This window comes from Cryobacterium sp. Y11, assembly GCF_002929535.1.
GTDB lineage: Bacteria > Actinomycetota > Actinomycetes > Actinomycetales > Microbacteriaceae > Cryobacterium.
Genome location: NZ_PJJO01000056.1, coordinates 62,214 through 82,702 on the forward strand (window position 1 = coordinate 62,214; position 20,489 = coordinate 82,702).

At 64.0% G+C, this 20,489-nt stretch carries 17 protein-coding genes and 1 tRNA gene; 15 read left to right on the forward strand and 3 right to left on the reverse strand.

The genetic code is table 11. The features are described 5' to 3' along the window. Positions 1 to 9 precede the first annotated feature (9 nt). From hisF to pyk, 12 genes are all read left to right on the forward strand, one after another. Complete coding sequence (gene hisF, locus CXY75_RS09625; RefSeq protein ID WP_104082611.1) at positions 10 to 771, forward strand: imidazole glycerol phosphate synthase subunit HisF; 762 nt, start codon at positions 10 to 12, stop codon at positions 769 to 771. Next, complete coding sequence (gene hisI, locus CXY75_RS09630; protein ID WP_104082612.1) at positions 771 to 1,136, forward strand: phosphoribosyl-AMP cyclohydrolase; 366 nt, start codon at positions 771 to 773, stop codon at positions 1,134 to 1,136. Before hisF ends, hisI begins: the two co-directional genes overlap by 1 nt. Next, positions 1,133 to 2,689, forward strand: coding sequence for an anthranilate synthase component I (locus CXY75_RS09635; RefSeq protein WP_104082613.1), 1,557 nt, complete (start codon positions 1,133 to 1,135; stop codon positions 2,687 to 2,689). Before hisI ends, CXY75_RS09635 begins: the two co-directional genes overlap by 4 nt. Continuing rightward, positions 2,689 to 3,363 (forward strand): Trp biosynthesis-associated membrane protein, encoded by a 675-nt coding sequence (locus CXY75_RS09640; RefSeq protein WP_104082614.1) that lies wholly within the window; start codon positions 2,689 to 2,691, stop codon positions 3,361 to 3,363. Before CXY75_RS09635 ends, CXY75_RS09640 begins: the two co-directional genes overlap by 1 nt. A gap of 76 nt (positions 3,364 to 3,439) precedes the next feature. After that, positions 3,440 to 3,670, forward strand: coding sequence for a DUF6704 family protein (locus CXY75_RS09645; protein WP_104082615.1), 231 nt, complete (start codon positions 3,440 to 3,442; stop codon positions 3,668 to 3,670). 19 nt (positions 3,671 to 3,689) lie between these two features. Next, positions 3,690 to 4,460 (forward strand): indole-3-glycerol phosphate synthase TrpC, encoded by a 771-nt coding sequence (trpC, locus tag CXY75_RS09650; protein WP_199182426.1) that lies wholly within the window; start codon positions 3,690 to 3,692, stop codon positions 4,458 to 4,460. After that, complete coding sequence (gene trpB / locus CXY75_RS09655) at positions 4,461 to 5,687, forward strand: tryptophan synthase subunit beta (protein WP_104082617.1); 1,227 nt, start codon at positions 4,461 to 4,463, stop codon at positions 5,685 to 5,687. Continuing rightward, entirely contained in the window at positions 5,684 to 6,505 is an 822-nt protein-coding gene (gene trpA / locus CXY75_RS09660; RefSeq protein WP_104082618.1) for a tryptophan synthase subunit alpha, read from the forward strand. Before trpB ends, trpA begins: the two co-directional genes overlap by 4 nt. A 76-nt stretch (positions 6,506 to 6,581) precedes the next feature. Beyond that, entirely contained in the window at positions 6,582 to 7,598 is a 1,017-nt protein-coding gene (gene lgt, locus CXY75_RS09665) for a prolipoprotein diacylglyceryl transferase (protein ID WP_233201842.1), read from the forward strand. A 161-nt stretch (positions 7,599 to 7,759) separates the two neighbouring features. Beyond that, entirely contained in the window at positions 7,760 to 12,337 is a 4,578-nt protein-coding gene (gene gltB, locus CXY75_RS09670) for a glutamate synthase large subunit (RefSeq protein ID WP_104082619.1), read from the forward strand. Then, a complete protein-coding gene (locus tag CXY75_RS09675; protein WP_104082620.1) occupies positions 12,330 to 13,787 on the forward strand; it encodes a glutamate synthase subunit beta in 1,458 nt (485 codons plus the stop codon). The genes gltB and CXY75_RS09675 overlap by 8 nt, the downstream gene beginning before the upstream one ends. Positions 13,788 to 13,854: 67 nt before the next feature. Beyond that, a complete protein-coding gene (gene pyk / locus CXY75_RS09680) occupies positions 13,855 to 15,300 on the forward strand; it encodes a pyruvate kinase (protein ID WP_104082621.1) in 1,446 nt (481 codons plus the stop codon). Positions 15,301 to 15,357: 57 nt separating this feature from the next. Here the strand turns inward: pyk and CXY75_RS19825 are convergent, their stop codons facing one another. Together CXY75_RS19825 and CXY75_RS09685 are read right to left on the reverse strand one after the other, a co-directional pair. Beyond that, the gene (locus CXY75_RS19825; protein WP_158251176.1) at positions 15,358 to 15,525 is read right to left on the reverse strand and encodes a hypothetical protein; all 168 of its coding nucleotides are present in this window, start codon (positions 15,523 to 15,525) and stop codon (positions 15,358 to 15,360) included. Between the two features lie 180 nt (positions 15,526 to 15,705). Continuing rightward, positions 15,706 to 15,788: transfer RNA gene (locus CXY75_RS09685), tRNA-Leu, on the reverse strand. Between the two features lie 38 nt (positions 15,789 to 15,826). Here CXY75_RS09685 and CXY75_RS09690 point away from each other — a divergent pair. Both CXY75_RS09690 and CXY75_RS09695 read left to right on the forward strand, forming a co-directional pair. Further along, positions 15,827 to 16,432, forward strand: a complete 606-nt coding sequence (locus CXY75_RS09690; protein ID WP_035879545.1) for an ANTAR domain-containing response regulator — start codon at positions 15,827 to 15,829, stop codon at positions 16,430 to 16,432. Between the two features lie 198 nt (positions 16,433 to 16,630). Further along, positions 16,631 to 16,822, forward strand: a complete 192-nt coding sequence (locus tag CXY75_RS09695; RefSeq protein ID WP_146069431.1) for a hypothetical protein — start codon at positions 16,631 to 16,633, stop codon at positions 16,820 to 16,822. 428 nt (positions 16,823 to 17,250) lie between these two features. On the opposite strand, the gene CXY75_RS09705 is transcribed toward CXY75_RS09695, so the two are convergent. After that, positions 17,251 to 17,676 (reverse strand): hotdog fold thioesterase, encoded by a 426-nt coding sequence (locus CXY75_RS09705; RefSeq protein WP_104082624.1) that lies wholly within the window; start codon positions 17,674 to 17,676, stop codon positions 17,251 to 17,253. A gap of 52 nt (positions 17,677 to 17,728) precedes the next feature. Here CXY75_RS09705 and polA point away from each other — a divergent pair, with 52 nt between their 5' ends. After that, the gene (gene polA, locus CXY75_RS09710; protein ID WP_104082625.1) at positions 17,729 to 20,407 is read left to right on the forward strand and encodes a DNA polymerase I; all 2,679 of its coding nucleotides are present in this window, start codon (positions 17,729 to 17,731) and stop codon (positions 20,405 to 20,407) included. The last annotated feature ends 82 nt before the right edge of the window (positions 20,408 to 20,489 follow it).

Below are 20,489 nucleotides of genomic sequence, written 5' to 3' on the forward strand. Positions count from 1 at the left end.
GAGACCTGCATGAGCCTGAGTGTGCGCGTCATTGCCTGTCTCGACGTGGCCAACGGTCGCGTCGTGAAGGGTGTCAACTTTCAAAATTTGCGTGATGCCGGGGATCCGGTTGAACTCGCGCGCCGCTACTACGAGCAGGGCGCCGATGAGCTCACCTTTCTCGACGTCACGGCCACCGTCGATAACCGCTCGACCACCTACGACGTGGTTCGTGCCACCGCTGAACAGGTCTTCATCCCGCTCACCGTCGGTGGCGGCATCCGCAGTGTCGACGATGTGTCCCGGCTGCAGGCGAGCGGCGCTGACAAGGTCGGCGTCAACAGTGCAGCCATTGCCCGACCGGCCCTGATCGCTGAAATCGCCGACCGGTTCGGCGCGCAGGTGCTGGTGTTGAGCCTCGACGTGAAACGATCCGATCGCACCGAGAGCGGCTTCATCGTGACGACCCACGGCGGCCGCACCGAAACCGCGCTGGATGCCGTGGCGTGGGCCCAGCAGGCGATTGAACTCGGTGCGGGGGAGCTCTTGGTCAACTCGATCGACGCTGATGGCACCAAGACCGGTTTCGATACCGATCTCATCGCGCTGATGCGTGCCATCAGCCGGGTTCCGGTGATCGCTTCGGGCGGTGCCGGGCGGGTTGAAGACTTTCCCCCGGCGATCCGAGCCGGCGCGGATGCCGTGCTGGCGGCATCCGTTTTTCACAATGCAATACTGACCGTAGGCGACGTGAAGCGCGAGCTTACCGACGCCGGATTGCTGGTGCGCTGATGAGCGCAGAACTCACTGAACAGCTCGATGCCGCCGTCTTCAATGCCGACGGGCTGCTGCCCGCCGTCATTCAGCAGTGGGACACCCACGAGGTGCTCATGCTCGGCTGGATGAACCGGGAAGCGTTGCGCCGCACCCTATCGGAGGGGCGTGTTACGTTCTGGTCGCGCAGCCGCCAGGAATTCTGGCGCAAGGGGGACACCTCCGGCCACGCCCAATACGTGCACTCTGCCGCCTTCGACTGCGACAACGACACGCTGCTCGTGCAGGTCGACCAGGTCGGAGCTGCCTGCCACACCGGCAGCCGCACCTGCTTCGACGGACGCGACCTCGGCGCCACCGCCCAAGAAAGGCCAATGGAATGAGCGAGAGCGCCACGGCCTCCATCGGGGGCAGCACCGCCGGGTCGACAACGCGCACGCAGTTCGACGCGCTGATCGGTGAGCACCGGGTGATTCCGGTGATTCGTGAACTCTTCGCCGACGGTGAGACCCCGGTCGGCATCTACCGCAAGCTCGCCAACGGGCTTCCGGGCACCTTTCTGCTGGAATCCGCCGAACAGGGCGGCATCTGGTCGCGATTCTCCTTCGTCGGGGTCTCCTCCTTCGGTGTGCTCACCCAAGAGGGCGACGACACCCGCTGGATCGACTACGGGTTGTCGGCCGAACGCGCCCTCGGATCTGCGGCAGCTCTCGGCCCGCTCGCCGCGCTGGCCTATCTGTTCGACCGCTGGCAGACGCCGCGGCTGCCCGAACACCCGCCGCTGACCGGCGGGCTGGTCGGCTTCATCGGCTGGGAAGCAATTCGCCAGATTGAGCGACTGCCAAACCAACCGCCGGCCGACTACGACGTTCCGGGCCAGTCCTTCAGCTTCGTCGCCGACCTGGTCGTGCTCGATCATAAGTACGGCACCGTGCAGCTGATCGCCAACGTGCTCAACGACGGTACAGATACATCCGATCAGCTGTGGGCGGCGGCCACCATCCGCCTGGATTCGCTACAGACCCGCCTCGCGGTTGCTGGCGAAGCCTGGCTGGCGGAGGTTGATCTGGACGCTCCGAGCTCACCGACCAATCGCACCAGCCGCGACGACTTTCTCACCGCCGTCAACATCGGCAAGGAGCACATCGTCGAGGGTGACGTGTTTCAGGTCGTCATCTCGCAGCGCTTCGACCAGGTCTGCACCGCTCACCCCATCGATGTCTACCGGGTGTTGCGCAGCCTGAACCCGAGCCCGTACATGTACCTGCTCAGCCTCGAAACACCCGATGGTGACCCGTATTGGATCGTCGGCTCTTCACCAGAGGCACTGGTCAAGGTGCAGGACAAACGCGTCTTCACCCATCCGATCGCCGGCTCCAAGCCGCGGGGAACGACACCGGATGCCGACGCCGACTACGCGATCGAGCTCGCCGAAGACCCCAAGGAACGCGCGGAACACCTCATGCTCGTCGACCTGGCCCGCAACGACCTGCTCAAGGTCTGCACGGCCGGATCGGTCGAGGTGACCGAGTTCATGCGCATCGAACGGTTCAGCCACATCATGCACCTCGTCTCGTCGGTCGAGGGCAATCTGATTGACGGTAAAACCGCGATCGACGTGTTCCGCGCCACGTTCCCGGCCGGTACCCTGTCTGGCGCCCCGAAGCCGCGCGCGCTCGAGATCATCGATGCCCTCGAACCGGCCCAGCGTGGCGTCTATGGGGGAGTGGTCGGCTACTTCGGCTTCGCCGGCGACGCGGACCTGGCGATCGCCATCCGTACCGCCACCATCAAGGACGGCGTCGCCCGAGTGCAGGCCGGTGGCGGCGTCGTGACCGATTCGGACCCGGCTTCCGAGTATCAGGAGTCGCAGAACAAGGCGGCAGCCCCGCTGCGCGCCGTCGCCATCGCCAACGCGATGCGGCGCGTGTTCTAGTGCCGGATGTGCCGCTGACCGAACGCAAGCGGATGTCCCCGCGCCGGCTGAAACTCGTGCTTATCCTCCTTGTTCTGGGCTCGAGCGCGCTCGCGTTGCTCGCCTGGACCCGGGTCTGGGTGCAGGCCGAGGTCGGTCTGCCCGATGCCGGAACCCAGGTGCTGCAGATTGATGGCGCCATCGCCGCACCGGCGTTGACCGCTCTTGCGCTCTCCGGATTCGCCCTGGCCGCGGCACTGACCATCGCGGGGCGACTGATTCGCATTGTGCTTGGCGCCTTGCAGGTGCTCCTCGGGTTCTCGGTGTTCCTCTCTGCGCTCCTCGCCGTAAAGGACCCCTCCGACGCGAGCGCGGCCGCTGTCACGGCCGCCACCGGAATCGCCGGTCATGAATCGATTCAACTGAGCGTGCTCGGCACCGCCATTACTCCGTGGCCATACGTGGCCATGGGAGCTGCTGTCATCATGGCCGCCGCCGGTGTGGCCATTATTGTCACCAGTGGCCGCTGGCCGGGCCCGACACGAAAGTATCAGGCCGTGCGCTTCGAGCCGGTCGACACCGAAACGGATGCCGCACCCGCCACGAGCACGCCAACGGCAGCCGAGGTGGCTCCCAGTGACTCCGTCGGCGACTGGGACGACCTCAGCCGCGGGGAAGACCCGACCGCTCGCTGAGCGGCGGGCATCCGCTCCGCTAGACTTAACCCGCTTGTCAAACGTATAAAGTACCCATGCAGTAACGAGGAGAACCATGAGCATCGATCCTTCAGATCCCGGACACGGCCACTCCCCAGCGGCCTGGACCGCTGTCATTATCATGCTGACGGCCTTCATCATCGGCACCACCGCATTCTTCTTCGCCCTGCCCTGGCTCGTGTGGGCCTCCTTCGGCCTGCTGATTGTCGGGCTCATCGTGGGCTATGTGATGAGCAAGGTCGGTTATGGCGTTAGCACCATGCCCGCCGCGCCGCACGGCCACTGACCGACTGCGCTGCCACCCGGTGCTCGAAGAACTTCTCGCTGGCGCGGTTTCCGACGCCGAAGAACGCCTACTCATCCGCCCGTTCGCGACCGTGGAGGCCGCTGCCCTTAACCGTGAGCCGGCCCTCGACGCGCTGCAGGCGCTCGCTCCTGCGTCCCGGGTAAAGATCCTCGCCGAGATTAAACGGGCGAGCCCGAGCCGCGGTGCCCTCGCCGCCATTACCGACCCGGCCGCGCTGGCCGTCTCTTATGAGGCTGGTGGTGCGAGCGCGATCAGCGTGCTCACCGAAGGTCGACGTTTTCACGGGTCGCTCACCGACCTCGAGCAGGTGCGCGCAGCGGTGAGTATTCCCCTACTGCGCAAGGACTTTATTGGAACGCCGTACCAGGTGCTCGAGGCCCGCGCGGCGGGAGCCGACCTGGTGCTCCTCATCGTCGCTGCGCTGGATCAGTCAACCCTGGTTTCCCTGCACGACCTTATTCGTGAGCTCGGCATGAGCGCGCTGGTCGAAACCCACAATGCGGATGAAGTCAGTCGCGCCCTCGACATCGGTGCGAGCCTGGTCGGGGTGAACGCCCGCAACCTGTCCACCTTTGAACTCGATCCGAACCTCTTCGGCACTCTCGCCGACAGAATTCCCTCCGGCGTGGTTCGTATCGCCGAATCTGCCGTGAAAACGGCCGCCGATGTTGCGCATTACCGCGCGGCCGGCGCCGATGTCGTCCTGGTTGGCGAAGCGCTTGTGACGAATGATCCCATCCGAACCCTTTCTGAGTTTTTGGCGGTATAAATGTCTGTGCGAAAAGAGTCCTTACGTTCAGAGTCCGGTCCGTATTTCGGTGCGTTCGGCGGTCGGTTCGTGCCCGAGTCCCTCGTTGCGGCGCTCGACGAACTCACGGCGGAGTACGAACTCGCTAAGAAGGATCCAGCGTTCGCTGCGGCCCTGATGGACCTACACATCAACTACACCGGCCGACCCTCGATCATCACCGAGGTGCCTCGCTTCGCCGAGCATGCCGGCGGCGCCCGCATCATTCTCAAGCGTGAAGACCTCAACCACACCGGCTCGCACAAGATCAACAACGCCCTCGGCCAGGCACTGCTTACCCAGCGAATCGGCAAGACTCGAGTCATCGCCGAAACCGGCGCCGGCCAGCACGGAGTAGCTACGGCCACCGTCGCTGCCCTGTTCGGCCTCGAGTGCGTGGTGTATATGGGCGAGGTCGACACCGAGCGGCAGGCCCTGAACGTGGCGCGCATGCGCCTGCTCGGCGCCGAAGTCGTTCCGGTCAAGACGGGATCGCGCACCCTCAAGGACGCGATCAACGACGCCATGCGTGATTGGGTCACCAACGTCGAGACGACCAACTACATCTTTGGAACCGTGGCCGGCCCGCATCCGTTCCCCGCCATGGTGCGCGACTTCCAGAAAATCATCGGCGAGGAGGCCCGTGCGCAGGTACTCGCCCTGACCGGCAGTCTTCCGGATGCCGTCACCGCGTGTGTCGGCGGCGGCTCGAACGCGATGGGCATTTTTCACGCTTTTCTGGACGATGCCGATGTTGCGTTGTACGGCTATGAAGCGGCAGGGGACGGCGTCGATACGCCGCGGCACGCTGCCACCCTGACCAAGGGGCGTCCGGGAGTGCTGCACGGCGCCCGCAGCATGCTGCTGCAAGACGAAGATGGGCAGACCGTCGAATCCCACTCGATTTCGGCCGGACTCGACTATCCGGGCGTTGGCCCGGAGCACGCCTGGCTGGCGAGCATCGGCCGGGCTAGCTACCTGCCGGTCACCGATGATGATGCAATGAACGCCCTGCGGTTGCTCAGTCGCACCGAGGGCATCATTCCCGCGATTGAATCCTCGCACGCCCTCGCTGGCACGCTCGAACTGGGGCGCAAGCTCGGACCGGATGCGACCATTCTGGTCAACCTCAGTGGGCGCGGCGACAAAGACATGGAAACGGCCGGCCGATACTTCGACCTGCTCGACAACGGGGCGGAACAGTCATGACCACCATCGACAGCACCGTCGAACACACCATCATTCGCCGACGTTCCGAGGGTGGAGGCGCCCTCATCGGCTATCTCCCGGTCGGTTTCCCCACCCTGACCGAGAGCATTGACGCTGCCGTGGCGCTTGTCGCTAACGGCGTGGACATCATCGAACTCGGCCTGCCATACTCCGACCCGGTCATGGATGGCCCCGTCATTCAGGCCGCCACCCAGCGGGCACTGGCCAACGGGTTCAAACTGCGTCACGGTTTTGACGCCGTCAAGGCCATCACCGCCCAGGTTGACGCTCCCATTCTGGTCATGACGTACTGGAACCCGGTCGTGCAATACGGCGTTGAACGCTTCTCCGACGACCTGCGCGCGGCCGGCGGTGCCGGGCTGATCACGCCAGATCTGATCCCGGACGAAGCGGCCGATTGGATGGCGGCGAGCGAACGCGCCGGCCTCGACCGAGTCTTCCTGGCTGCACCATCCTCCTCCGACGCCCGCCTGGTGCAGGCCATCGAGGCCAGCCGTGGCTTCGTCTACACCGTGTCAACGATGGGTACCACGGGAGCCCGCGCCGGCGTTGACGCTGCCGCGCGCATCCTGGTCGAACGCCTCCGGGCAGTCGGCTGCACCAGCGCCTGTGTTGGCCTGGGCATTTCCACCGCCGAACAGGTGCGGGAAATTCTCGGCTACGCCGACGGCGCTATCGTCGGATCCGCGCTGGTCAAGGCGCTCACCGATGGCGGAGTGTCTGCCGTGGCCCGCCTCGCCCTCGACTTGGCCGCTGGCGCGCGCGATATTCGCCCGGCCACTGCGGGCGCGCTCTAGACTCAATTGTACGAGGCGGTCGACCGATTCGCCCCATGTGACGACAGTCACGATGAAAGGTAGTACCTAGGTGTCTTTGCCTCTGAGCGTTCTGACCAGCGCGAGCAGTTTGATCCATACGAGTATCCCCAGCCCCGGCTGGAGCTTCTTCGATATCGGTCCGTTCCGCATTCACGCTTACGCGCTGTGCATCCTCGCCGGGATCATCCTGGCGACCATCATCACCTCCCGCCGACTCAGCAAGCGCGGTGCCGAGCCGGGAGTTGTGCTCGACATCATCCTCTGGGCCGTGCCGCTTGGCATCGTCGGAGCGCGGATCTACCACGTGCTCACCCACCCGGGCGATTACTTTTTTGACGGAGCCGACCTGCTCCGCACCCTGTATATCTGGGAGGGCGGCAACGCCATCTTCGGGTCGCTGATCGGTGGCGCCGTCGGCGCTTACATCGGCTGCCGGATGTCCGGCATCCGTTTCTGGGCCTTTGCGGATGCTGTCGCCCCGGCGCTGCTCGTCGCCCAGGCCACCGGACGGCTCGGTAACTGGTTCAATCACGAACTGTTCGGCCTGCCGACGACCCTGCCCTGGGGCCTTGAAATCGAGCCGAGTAACGTAGCGTTCCCGCTCGGTCTGCCAGCTGACACCCTGTTTCACCCAACTTTTCTCTACGAAATCATCTGGAACCTGCTCGGCGTCGCCGTCATCCTCTACCTGGAACGCAAATTCCGTCTGCGCTTCGGTCAGACCCTCGGCGTCTACCTCATCTGGTATGGACTGGGTCGCAGCTTTTTCGAGTCGATTCGTATTGACCCGAGCGAGATCTACTTCGGAATCCGCACCAATGTGTGGGCGGCCCTGGCAGCAATCGCGCTCGGAGTGATCATCGTGCTCGTGCAGCGCCGCCGTCACCCTGGACTTGAAGTCAGCCCGTATGTTCCCGGGAGGGAATGGATTGCCCCGAACGCTGAGGTACAATTTGACGATAGCGATTCGGATGATGTTGATTTAGACTCCGACGATCAGAGCGATGTTGCCGACGATCAGACCGAATCATCCGAGCCCGCAGCCACAAGCACGAGCGGTTCGCGTTTGTAGCTTCCACGTCGACGCCATCCCCGCCGACACACTCGCCGCTACGCGGTGCGGGCAGACCCGCACCGGGCGCTCGTGACAGTTTCCCTGCACGTGTTCATGCACACATCCCCTTCGGGCCAGCGTCGTCCCTTACTGCCAGTCATTTCGTGAGGACGGTCTCCATGGCGCAGAAACCTCTGTATTCTCGCTTCAGCAACATGCCCGAAGCATCCGGTTTGTACGATCCAGCTGCCGAACGCGACGCCTGCGGCCTCGCCATGGTGGCTACCCTGCGGGGAACCGCGGGGCACGACATCATCACCCAGGCACTGGACGCCCTGCGCAACCTTGAACACCGTGGGGCCGTGGGCTCCGATGCCGGAACCGGTGATGGCGCCGGCATCATCACCCAGATACCGGATGATTTCCTCCGCGCCGTGACGGATTTTGCGCTGCCCCCGGTGGGTCAGTACGCCGTCGGTAACGTTTTTCTGCCGACCGACCCCAGCAAGCGCACGGCCATTAAACGGGCCATCAGCTTGATCGCGGACGAGGAAAGCCTGACCATCCTCGGTTGGCGCGAGGTTCCGGTGCACCCGGAAGACCTGGGCAACCAGGCCAGGGCCAACATGCCGGCCATTCAGCAGCTGTTCGTGCAGAGCACCCGCATTACCGAGTCTGGAGACCCGTTCTCCGACATTGCACTCGATCGGCAGACGTTTCGACTGCGCAAGCGCGCCGAACGTGAACTCGAGATCTACTTCGTGTCGTTGTCCTGCCGCACCCTCGTCTACAAGGGTATGGTCACCACCTTGCAGCTCGAACCGTTCTACCCCGACCTGTCGGACGAGCGTTTTGTGTCGACCCTCGCGCTTGTGCACTCGCGGTACTCCACCAACACCTTCCCGTCCTGGCCGCTGGCCCAGCCGTTTCGCATGATCGCGCACAACGGCGAGATCAACACGGTGCAGGGCAACCGCAACTGGATGCGCGCCCGCCAGTCCCAGCTCGAATCCGAGCTGCTCGGTGACCTGTCACCGCTGTTGCCCATCGTCACCCCCGGCGCCAGCGACTCGGCATCCTTCGATGAGGTCGTCGAACTGCTCAGCCTGTCCGGTCGGTCCCTGCCGCACGCCATCATGATGATGGTGCCGGAAGCCTGGGAGAACCAGACCGATCTCGACGACGAACGTCGCGACTTCTACGAGTACCACTCCATGCTGATGGAGCCGTGGGACGGCCCGGCCGCGATCGTGTTCACCGACGGCTCCCTCGTCGGTGCCACCCTGGACCGCAACGGCCTGCGCCCGGGACGATACCTGATCACCGATGACGGCCTCGTCGTGCTCGCGAGCGAAATCGGGGTGCTCGGTATTGACCCGGCCCGCGTCGTGCGCAAGGGCCGCCTGCGCCCGGGCCAGATGTTTTTGGTCGATACCAAGGCCGGCCGCATCATCGACGACCGTGAGATCAAGGCCGAACTCTCGGCGAGCGAACCGTGGGGAGACTGGCTCCAGAAGGGGCGCATCAACCTCAAGGATCTGCCGGAGCGGGAGCATATCGTGCACCCGCCGGCATCCGTTGTGCGTCGTCAGCGCACCTTCGGCTACACCGAGGAAGAGGTGCGCATCCTGCTCACCCCGATGGCGCGCACCGGAGCTGAACCGCTCGGCGCCATGGGCAGTGACACGCCCATAGCCGTGCTGAGCGACCGCCCGCGCCTCATGTTCGATTACTTCACCCAGCAGTTCGCGCAGGTCACCAACCCACCGCTCGACTCGATTCGCGAGGAAGTGGTTACCAGCCTCAAGCTCGCTCTCGGCCCGGAGCGCAACCTGCTCTCCGCTGGGCCTGAGCATGCCCGCCAAGTCATTTTGGACTTCCCCGTCATCGATAACGATGAGCTGGCCAAGATTCAGCACATCGATCCTGCCCTTGGCAGCCGGACCACCACGACCATTCGTGGCCTATACCGGTTTGAGGAGGGCCCTGACGCCCTCGCGAGGCGACTCGCCGCGATTTGCGTTGAGGTTGACGAGGCCATTGAATGCGGCGCACTGTTCATCGTGCTCAGCGACCGCGATTCCAACCAGGACCTCGCGCCAATTCCATCGCTGCTCATGATCGCCGCTGTTCACCACCACCTGATTCGCACCGAAAACCGTATGAAGGTCGGCATCGTCGTTGAGGCCGGCGACGTGCGTGAGGTGCACCACGTGGCCACGCTGATCGGCTACGGTGCGTCTGCCGTGAACCCGTACCTCGCCATGGAAACCTGCGAAGACCTCGTTCGCAGTGGCATCATCACCAACGTGACGCCCGAAAAGGCGGTGCGCAATGTGATCAAGGCGCTCGGCAAGGGCGTGCTGAAGATCATGTCCAAGATGGGCATCTCCACCGTGTCGTCCTACGCTGGCGCCCAGGCGTTCGAAGCCGTCGGCCTGGCCCAGTCATTCGTCGACCAGTATTTCACCGGCACTACGAGCAAGCTCGGCGGTGTCGGCATCGACGTGATCGGTGTCGAGAATCTGGCCAGGCACGCATCCGCTTATCCGATGGATGCCGCGGTGACCGCACACGAGCGCCTCGCGACCGGCGGGGAGTACCAGTGGCGCCGGGACGGTGCCCCGCACCTGTTCAACCCGGAGACCATTTTCCGGCTGCAGCACGCGACCCGCACACGCCGGTACGACATTTTCCGCGAATACACGAAGATGGTCGATGACCAGGCAAAGTCACTCATGACGCTGCGCGGCATGTTCACGTTGAGCCCCGGCCAGCGCACGCCCGTTCCGCTCGACGAGGTCGAATCGGTCTCGCAGATCGTGAAGCGGTTCTCCACCGGCGCGATGAGCTACGGCTCCATCTCGCAAGAGGCGCACGAAACGCTCGCGATCGCCATGAACCGGCTCGGTGGCAAGTCGAACACCGGTGAGGGCGGCGAAGACCTCGACCGGCTCCTCGACCCGACCCGGCGCAGCGCTGTCAAGCAGGTAGCCTCCGGCCGGTTCGGCGTGACGAGCATGTATCTCACCCACGCAGACGACATTCAGATCAAGCTCGCGCAGGGCGCTAAGCCCGGCGAAGGCGGTCAGCTGCCGCCCACCAAGGTGTACCCGTGGATCGCTCGGACGAGGCACGCCACGGCCGGCGTCGGCCTCATCTCGCCGCCGCCACACCACGATATCTACTCGATCGAAGACCTCAAGCAGCTCATCTTCGACCTGAAACGGGCTAACCCGAAGGCACGCATTCACACCAAACTGGTCAGCCAGTCCGGTATTGGTGCCGTCGCGGCGGGTGTCGCGAAGGCGCTCTCCGATGTGATCCTGATCAGCGGTCACGACGGCGGAACGGGCGCCAGCCCGGTCAACTCGCTCAAGCACGCTGGAACGCCGTGGGAACTCGGCCTCGCCGAGACCCAACAGACCCTCATGCTCAACGGCATGCGCGACCGCGTGGTGGTGCAGGTCGACGGTCAGCTGAAAACGGGGCGTGACGTGCTCATCGGCGCCCTGCTCGGCGCTGAAGAATTCGGCTTTGCCACGGCACCGCTGATTGTCTCTGGCTGCATCATGATGCGCGTTTGCCACCTCGACACCTGCCCGGTCGGTGTCGCCACCCAAAACCCGGAACTGCGTAAGCGCTATGCCGGTCAGGCCGACCACGTCGTGAATTTCTTCGAGTTCATCGCGCAGGAGGTACGCGAGTACCTGGCCGAACTCGGATTCCGTAGCCTCGACGAGGCCATCGGGCACCGCGAGGTGCTGAGCATGAACCGTGCCATCAGCCACTGGAAGGCGCAGGGGCTTGACCTCTCACCGATTCTGAGCGGCCCGGACTTTGCAGAGGCAGAACCGCGCAAGTGGGCGCGGGCTCAGGAACACGAACTCGAGAAGCACTTCGACAACGAACTCATTCGTCGCAGCCAGAGCGTGCTCGAACACGGCGGCACGATCAGTATCGACCTGCCGATCCGCAACACCGAACGCGCCGTCGGCACCATGCTCGGTCACGAGGTCACCCTGCGGCACGGTGAAAACGGGCTGCCAACCGGATCGATCGAGGTGACCCTCACCGGGTCGGCCGGGCAGTCGTTCGGTGCGTTCCTACCAAGCGGCATCACCCTGCGGCTCGAAGGTGATTCCAACGACTATGTCGGCAAGGGTCTATCGGGCGGGCAGATCATTGTGCGCCCCGACCGGGCCAGCCAGTTTCCAGCCGAAGACAATGTCATTGCCGGTAACGTGATCGGCTACGGAGCCACCCAGGGCAGCATGTTCATTCGCGGCATCGTCGGCGAACGATTCTTGGTGCGCAACTCCGGTGCGATCGCCGTCGTCGAGGGTGTTGGCGACCACGCCCTCGAGTACATGACCGGCGGGCTCGCCGTTATTCTCGGTGAGACCGGGCGCAACCTCGGTGCCGGCATGAGTGGCGGCACCGCCTACGTCTACGCACTCACCGCCGAACGGGTCAACCGCGACGCGCTCACCTCCGGCGAACTGCGCCTGCTCGCCCTCGACAGCGTCGACCGTGAGATTGTGCGCGACCTGCTCGTACAACACCGGGACCAGACCGACTCGGCACTTGCCGGGCGCATGCTGGAGAACCCGGAAGAAACCATGAACGCTTTTGTCAAGGTGCTGCCGCGAGACTACGCGGCCGTACTAGAGACCAGGCAAACGGCCGTCGACGAAGGGCTCGACCCCGACGGCCTCGTTGTTTGGAATCGAATTCTGGAGGTAACCAATGGCTGATCCCAATGGATTTCTGAAGAGCACGGAACGTGAGCTTCCCGCGAGGCGCCCGGTGGCCATCCGCTTGATGGACTGGAAAGAGGTCTACGAGCAGGGTGACAGTGCCGTACTCAAACGGCAGGCCGGTCGCTGCATGGATTGCGGCGTACCGTTCTGCCACCAGGGCTGCCCTCTCGGCAACCTCATTCCCGAGTGGAACGACCTGGTCTGGCGCGACGAGGGCCGAGCGGCCATCGAACGCCTGCACTCGACCAACAACTTCCCCGAATTCACCGGACGGCTTTGCCCGGCTCCGTGTGAATCGTCGTGTGTGCTGGGCATCAACCAGCCCGCGGTCACGATCAAGCAGGTCGAGGTGTCCATCATCGACCAGGCGTTCGCCAAGGGCTGGGTGCAGCCGCAGCCACCCGGGCGCCTGACCGGCAAAACTGTTGCCGTTGTTGGATCCGGCCCGGCCGGACTAGCCGCCGCCCAGCAGCTCACCCGCGCCGGCCACACGGTTGCCGTGTTTGAACGCGACGACCGCATCGGTGGGCTGCTGCGCTATGGCATCCCCGACTTCAAGATGGAGAAGAAGCACCTCGAACTTCGCCTGGCGCAGATGACGGCGGAGGGCACCCGGTTCCGTGCCAACGTCAACATTGGCGTGGACATCACCTGGGATGACCTGCGTGCCCGCTACGACGCCGTCGTGGTGGCGACAGGAGCCATGGTTCCCCGCGACCTGCCCATTCCGGGGCGCGACCTGCCCGGCGTTCACTTCGCTATGGAATACCTCGTGCAGCAGAACAAGATCGGTGCCGGAGGAAGCCTCGAAGCCCAGATCACGGCCGAGGGTAAGCACGTGGTCGTGCTCGGCGGTGGTGATACCGGAGCCGACTGTATCGGCACGGCGCACCGTCAGCTGGCGGCATCCGTCACGAACCTTGCGATCGGCAAGCAGCCGGGAACGACCCGCCCGGACAGCCAGCCCTGGCCGATGTCGCCGACCCTGTTCGAGGTGTCGAGTGCGCACGAAGAGGGCGGAACGCGTCAGTATCTCGCGTCGACAGTGGAGTTTCTGGCCAATGACTTTGGCGAGGTGCGTGCCATTCGCATTGCCGAAACCGAATATCTCGATGGACGCCGCGTTCCCAAGGCTGGTACCGAGAAGGAAATTCCCGCTGACCTCGTGCTGCTCGCGATGGGTTTCACCGGCCCTGAATCGGACGAGCTCAGCCATCAGCTGAAGCTTCCGTTCGATAATCGTGGCAACGTCGAACGCGACGGCAGCTACCAGACCAGCCACGAGGGTGTCTTCGTGGCCGGGGATGCCGGCCGCGGTCAGTCCTTGATCGTCTGGGCCATCGCCGAAGGGCGAGCAGCTGCGGCCGCCGTCGACCAGTTCCTCGAAGGCAGGACGCAACTGCCGTCTCCCGTGAAGCCCACGGACCAGTCCTTCGCCCTCTAACACCTAGTTTTTTCCGCACTACGCTGTTATTGCGCCCACCGGGCGCGGAAATCGGAGATTCACCAGTATGAGACGCGCAAAAATCGTTGCCACCCTCGGGCCGGCGGCGGCCAGCTACGAGCAGATCCGGGCGCTCATTGACGCGGGCGTTGACGTCTGTCGCATGAACCTGAGCCACGGTAACTACCAGGTGCACGAAAGCGTGTATGCCAACGTGCGCAAGGCCGCCAACGATTCCGGTCGCGCCGTCGCCGTCATGGTTGACCTGCAGGGCCCCAAGATTCGCCTCGGCAAGTTCGAGGGTGGTCCGTACGACCTCGCCGCCGGCGATATTTTCAAGATCACCACCGAAGACGTGCTTGGCACCAAGGAGCTCTCCGGCACCACCTTCAAGGGGCTCCCACAAGACGTGCACCCCGGCGACTTTCTGCTCATTGACGACGGCAAGGTCAAGGTGCAGGTCGTCGAAACGGATGGCACGGTCGTGACCACCAAGGTCATCGTCGCCGGCCCGGTTTCCAACAACAAGGGCATCAACTTGCCCGGTGTAGCCGTCAACGTTCCGGCACTGTCGGAGAAGGACGAAGCCGACCTGCGCTGGGGCCTTCGCCTCGGTACCGACCTGATCGCGCTGTCTTTCGTACGAAGTGCAGAGGACATTACCCGCGTGCACGAGATCATGGCCGAGGAAGGCCGTCGCGTTCCGGTGATCGCCAAGATTGAGAAGCCGCAGGCCGTCGATAACCTCGAAGGCATCGTCGACGCCTTCGATGCGATCATGGTCGCTCGTGGCGACCTCGGCGTTGAGCTTCCGCTCGAGGCCGTGCCGATCGTGCAGAAGCAGGCCGTTGAAATCGCTCGTCGCATGGCGAAGCCGGTCATCGTCGCAACGCAGATGCTGGAATCCATGATTCTGAGCCCGGTTCCCACCCGCGCCGAGACCAGCGACGTCGCCAACGCCGTGCTCGACGGCGCGGATGCCGTCATGCTCAGCGGTGAGACCAGCGTTGGAGAATACCCCGTCGTCACGGTGCAGACCATGGCTCGCATCATCGAATCCACCGAGATTCACGGGCTCGAGCGCATCGGCAAGCTCACCAACAAGCCGCGCACGCAGGGCGGCGCGATCACGCTGGCTGCCATCGAGGTTGCCGAGTTCGTCGACGCCAAGTTCCTCTGCATCTTCACCGAATCCGGCGATTCAGCGCGGCGCATGTCGCGTCTGCGGTCGAAGATTCCGATGCTGGCCTTCACGCCGGAGGCGGGCATCCGTCGTCGTCTGGCCCTCACCTGGGGCATTCAGACCTACCTGGTGGAGCCGGTGACCCACACCGACGCCATGTTCGGTCAGGTCGATGATATTCTCCTCGGCCAGGGCCTCGCCGAAATCGGTGACAAGGTCGTCGTTATCTCCGGTTCCCCTCCCGGAATCGTGGGCTCGACCAACGACATCCGCGTGCACCGCGTGGGCGACGCTCACAACGAGGTTGCACCGGCATACGTCAAGAAGTAGCGCTTACGCCAAAAGCCCCGCCCGAGTCGTCTCGGGCGGGGCTTTTGGTATGTGCTGTCAGAGAACGGGAGGCTGCGCGCGGGTGTCGAGCCATTCCTGATGCTGCCGCAGTGCCGAACGGATGGCGTTTCGAATAACGAAAAAGGCCATCCAAAACCCGAGTGCGATCAGCGCCGGATAGATCAGTAACGCGAGATAGCCCCAGGGCGCAATGTTATTCATCATCGAGTCAGCCTGACAGGTACGAGCGGGCCAACACAAGCCGCCTCAGAAACCGGCGAGGGAGCGATTTTCTACCGTGGTTGCGGCACCTGTGCCATGCTTCTGTGGCTTGGACCCTAGTTGCGTGGTTGGGAAAATAAAAAAACCCCTGTTTAACCAGGGGTTTTTCTTTTTCCAGATCTGTACCGGTGGTGGGACTCGAACCCACACGTCCTTGCGAACAAAGCATTTTGAGTGCTCCGCGTCTGCCATTCCGCCACACCGGCTTACAACTACTCGTTCAGAATACCGTAGGCTTTTACCCGTGACCGACCAAGACAGCACCCCCACCCCTCCGCGCCGCGTTGTCGTCGCTGAGGATGAATCCCTCATCCGCCTCGACATCGTCGAGATTCTGCGCGACAACGGCTTTGAAGTCGTCGGCGAAGCCGGTGACGGAGAAACTGCGGTCGCCTTGGCACGGGAACTCCGCCCCGACCTGGTCATCATGGACGTCAAGATGCCCCAGCTCGACGGAATCAGCGCGGCCGAACGTCTCTCCAAGGAGCACATCGCCCCGGTTGTTCTGCTGACAGCGTTCAGCCAAAAAGAACTAGTCGAGCGTGCTACCGAAGCCGGTGCCCTTGCCTACGTCGTCAAGCCCTTCACTCCCAACGACCTGCTGCCGGCGATCGAAATTGCCCTGTCGCGCTACAGCCAGATCATCACCCTCGAGGCCGAGGTCGCCGACCTGGTTGAGCGATTCGAGACCCGCAAGCTCGTCGACCGGGCCAAGGGCCTGCTCAACGAGAAGATGGGCCTGACCGAGCCGGAAGCCTTCCGCTGGATTCAGAAGGCCTCCATGGATCGTCGCCTGACCATGCACGATGTGTCGCAGGCGATTATCGAGCAGCTCAGCGCCAAGAAGTAGAAACGTTCCAGAGAACGGCCCGGCAGATTCTGCCGGGCCGTTCTGCGTCTCGGTTGCGGGTGGCCGAGGCTGCGTGTCGGTGGTCTCCGGTAACCTCATAATGAGCACCGGCGGGCACATGTTCGTGCTGGACGGCAACGCAGTGACCAGCGCGAGTGACCAGCGCGAGTGGCCTGGGCGCGGCATCCGACTGCGAGTGTGCATTTTTTGCGCCGCATCGACGCGAAGCTTGGCCGCATCGACAGCATGCCCGACGCGGTCGACGCCATGCTCGAACGCACCTCGCGGCTGGGCGACGAGTACGAGCATCGGGTACTCGAACGCTACCGGCAGGGTTATTCAGTGATGGAGATCGCCCGGACTGAGCGGATGACGCGCGCGGCCCTGTAGGCCGCCGCCGACGACACGCGCCTGGCTGTCACCACGACCCGTTGCTGGTTGCCGGGCTGCGGCTGTCACAGCGAGGCCGGCTTGCGGCCAGCGGCGTCCGCACATCGACGAGTGGCACGACACGCGCGACGTGCTCGTGGTCGAACGCGTCGACGTTCAGCGGGACTGGTTGCGGGAGAGCCAGCAGGCGTTGATCGGCGTCAGCTGTGGCTGCCGAGGCGGCTAACACCTGGCAGCAGCATCAAACCCGGCGACCAAGCCGGTCCATACCTGCTCTACGACTACCCGCGCCCCTTCCAGAACGCCGACACGTCGGAGGGGGCCGCGTACCTGGTCTATTAGCCGACACTGACCCACTACCGGCCGGTCACACCGGCCGGCGTTGCTGAGTTCAGGGCGTTCATCGGTCTGGTCGAGCCAGACGCGGTCTAACCCTGCGGCGGCAGGTCCTTGATGATGTTGGTGATGCGAATCGTCGAGCAGCGGCGCCCGGCATCGTCAGTGACCACGATTTCGTGCGTGGTGAGCGTGCGGCCCAGGTGAATGGGCGTGCAGACGCCGGTGACGTATCCTGACGTCGCTGAGCGGTTGTGCGAGGCGTTGATCTCAATACCGACGGCAAGTTTTCCCGGTCCGGCGTGCAGATTCGCGGCCATCGAGCCGAGGGACTCACCCAGCACGACGTAGGCGCCGCCATGCAGGAGCATGGCGGGCTGGGTGTTGCCGGCCACCGGCATCCGTGCCACGGCTCGGTCAACGGTGAACTCGGTGAACTCCAGCCCCATCTTGTCGGCGAGGTCTCCGCCGCCGCGCTGCTGAACCCAGGCGAGTGCATCGTCAGTCGTATTGAACATGATCACCTTTGGTCGGGGAGCCTACGCAGGAAGACACTTGTAGGCTAGGGGAGTGTTGGACTCCGAAAAGCCTACCCTGATGATCATCGACGGCCATTCCCTGGCGTTCCGGGCGTTCTTCGCCCTGCCAGTGGATAGCTTCCAGACCCAGGCCGGGCAGCATACGAACGCCATCCACGGCTTTCTCTCCATGCTGCTCAGCCTGCTGCGCAACGAGAAGCCAACGCACCTCGCGGTCGCGTTCGATATTTCGCGGGCCTCCTTTCGCACCCGGGAATACCCCGAGTACAAGGGCACCCGCAATGCGACGCCGCCAGAATTTCTCGGTCAGATTCCGCTTCTGCAAGAAGCCCTCGCCGCGATGAAGATCACGACCATCACCAAGGAAGACTTCGAGGCCGACGATATTCTGGCGACCCTGTCCGTCGAGGGCACCACCGCCGGTTACAACGTGCTCGTTGTCTCTGGTGACCGTGATGCCATCCAGCTGGTCAACGAGAGCGTCACGCTGCTCTACCCGTCCAGCCAGGGCGTGTCGGCCCTGACCCGCTACGACCCAGCTCGGGTGCGCGAACGCTACGGTATCGAACCGGAGCAGTACCCCGATGTCGCCGCCCTAGTCGGCGAAACCAGCGACAACCTGATCGGCATCAGCAAGGTCGGCGAGAAAACGGCCGTGAAATGGCTCGGCCTGTACGGCAGCCTCGACGGCATCCTGGAACACGCCGATGAGATCAAGGGCGTCGTCGGCAACAACCTGCGTGAGCAGAAAGAGAACGCGATTCGCAACCGCCGACTCAATCGCCTGGTCACCAACCTCGAGTTGCCCATCGAGGTCGCCGCGCTTGAGCGCGGTGCCATGGACACCGACGCTGTGCGCGATATTTTCACCCGCCTCGAATTCAAGTCCTTACTCGAACGCGTGCTTAAACTCGCTGGAGAAGACCCGGCGAAAGCGGCGGCCAATCTCGCCGCCCTCGTCGACGAGGTGCCAGCGCCGCGGGCCCCGATTGCGCAGGATCTGCTCGACGAAGAGCTGCAGTCCTGGCTTGATCGGGCGGTCCGTGCGAACCCGACCGGACTCGGCTTCACGGTCGAGGTCCACGACGGCACGGCCATCGGCTTCGGGCTGGCCAGCCCGACCGAAACGCTCAACCTACCGTGGCAGCCAGGCCGCAAGGACTATGCGCCGCTCGAAGCGTGGCTCGCCAGCGACGCCCCGAAGATCATGAATGACGCCAAGCACCAGGTGAAGGCGCTCCGCCGCAGCGGTCTACCCTTCGCTGGCCTCGCGTTCGACACCCTGGTCGGCGCCTGGCTCATTCGCCCCGGGGGCGCGGACAAGACCCTGGCCGACCTTGTGTCCCGCTACCTCGATGAGGCCCTGCCTGTTGCCGACCCCAATCAGCTGGTGCCCGACGAGACCCAGCAGGCCGGCGTGCCCGCACAGGCCTGGTTCACCCTTCGAGTGTTCGCCGCCGTCGAGAAAGCCCTTGATCCCGGCTCCCTCAAGCTTCTGCTCGACATCGAGCTTCCGACCCTGCTCGCCCTGGCCGACATGGAGTTGGCGGGAGTGAGCGTCTCGCACGAGCAACTCGCCGAGCTCTCCGCCGAGCTGGGTGCCAGCGCAGCGAGTCTGGCTGCTGCCGCCTTCGCCGAGATCGGTCGTGAGGTGAACCTCGGCTCGCCCAAGCAGCTGCAAGACGTCTTGTTCGAGCAGCTTCAGATGCCCAAGACGCGCGCCAACAAGACCGGTTTTTCCACGGATGCCGGCGCCCTGGCCGACTTGCAGGCCAGCAACCCGCATCCGTTTCTCGATCTCTTGCTCAAGCACCGCGATGCCACCAAGCTCCGTCAGATTGTGGAAACCCTCGATAAAGCCATCGACACCAACGGCCGCATTCACACAAACTATGTGCAGATCGGCACGGCCACTGGCCGCATTTCCTCCAACGACCCGAACCTGCAGAACATTCCAGTGCGCACCGAGGAGGGCCGACGTATCCGAGCAGCCTTTCAGGCCGGCCAGGGCAGCGAGAGCCTGCTCACCGCCGACTACTCGCAGATCGAGATGCGAATCATGGCGCACCTGTCCGAGGACGCCGGGCTGATTGAGGCCTTCAACGCCGGCGAAGACCTGCATCGTTTCGTCGGATCGCGTATCTTCCACGTCGCCCCAGAGGAGGTCACCGGCGAGATGCGCAGCAAGGTCAAGGCCATGAGCTACGGACTCGCCTACGGCCTCAGCGCCTTTGGATTGTCGAAGCAGTTGCGCATCGACACCAAAGAAGCCAAGCAGCTGATGACCGACTACTTCGAACGGTTTGGCGCGGTGCGGGACTACCTGCGGAACGTCGTCGAGCAGGCCAAGGTTGACGGCTACACCGAGACCATCTACGGTCGGCGTCGGCCTTTCCCCGACCTGGCCAGCCCCAAACGGGTGCTGCGCGACAACGCCGAACGAGCAGCCCTCAACGCGCCCATTCAGGGTTCGGCCGCCGACATCATGAAGATTGCCATGAACGGCATCGCCGCCGACATGACGGATGCCTCGATGGACTCCAGCATGCTGCTCCAAGTTCATGACGAATTGATCTTCGACGTCGCACCGGGGGAGTGGGACGCCCTGCGCCAGGTGGTCACCCACAATATGGAATCCGCGGCAGATCTACTCGTTCCCCTTGAGGTGCAGGTCGGCCGCGGCGCCAACTGGGACGCCGCCGCGCACTAGCGCGCATCTCACGCTGAGCTGCCCACACCGACCCTTCGAGCCCGGTTTTCGGTCGATATGCGCACCTCGCTCGGGCGGCGTG